This window comes from Pseudomonas sp. NPDC087639 (assembly GCF_044743385.1).
Taxonomy (GTDB): Bacteria; Pseudomonadota; Gammaproteobacteria; order Pseudomonadales; family Pseudomonadaceae; genus Aquipseudomonas.
Window position 1 is genome coordinate 1 of record NZ_JBIUWI010000089.1, and the last position, 578, is coordinate 578.

Annotated in this window: 2 protein-coding genes; both read right to left on the bottom strand. The window is 59.0% G+C overall.

Features of this window, described 5'->3' with window-relative positions; genetic code table 11:
• Positions 1 to 75 (bottom strand): hypothetical protein (locus ACIOVB_RS24890; protein ID WP_401271983.1); only part of this gene is annotated, 75 nt, incomplete at its 3' end.
• 49 nt (positions 76 to 124) lie between these two features.
• Positions 125 to 578, bottom strand: a 454-nt coding sequence (locus tag ACIOVB_RS24895) for a chemotaxis protein CheW (RefSeq protein ID WP_401271976.1), incomplete at its 5' end; no start/stop codon positions are given.

A 578-nucleotide genomic window follows, 5' to 3' on the forward strand; every position in this document is an offset into this window, starting at 1 on the left:
ATCAGCTGAAAGAATTTCCGAGACGCGGCGGCGGAAAAAACCCGAATCGTCCACCACCAGGACTTTGACTGCCATAAACACTCCATTAGGTGCAGCGGGGCGTCGTCGCCCCGCCGCCCCGGATTCAAATACGCCGTGCGGCGTAACGCTTGAGCATGCTTGGAACATCGAGAATCAGTGCAATGCGGCCGTCACCGGTGATGGTGGCGCCGGACATGCCCGGAGTCCCTTGCAGCATTTTGCCCAATGGCTTGATGACCACTTCTTCCTGGCCAACCAGTTGATCGACGACGAAGCCGATCCGCTGCGTGCCCACCGAAAGGATCACCACATGGCCCTCGCGCTGCTCTTCGTGAGCGGCGGAGCTGACCAGCCAGCGCTTGAGGTAGAACAATGGCAATGCCTTGTCCCGCACGATCACCACTTCCTGACCGTCCACGACGTTGGTGGTCGACAGATCGAGGTGGAAGATTTCGTTGACGTTGACCAGCGGGAACGCGAACGCCTGATTGCCGAGCATCACCATCAGGGTTGGCATGATCGCCAAGGTCAGCGGCACCTTGATGACGATCTTCGAG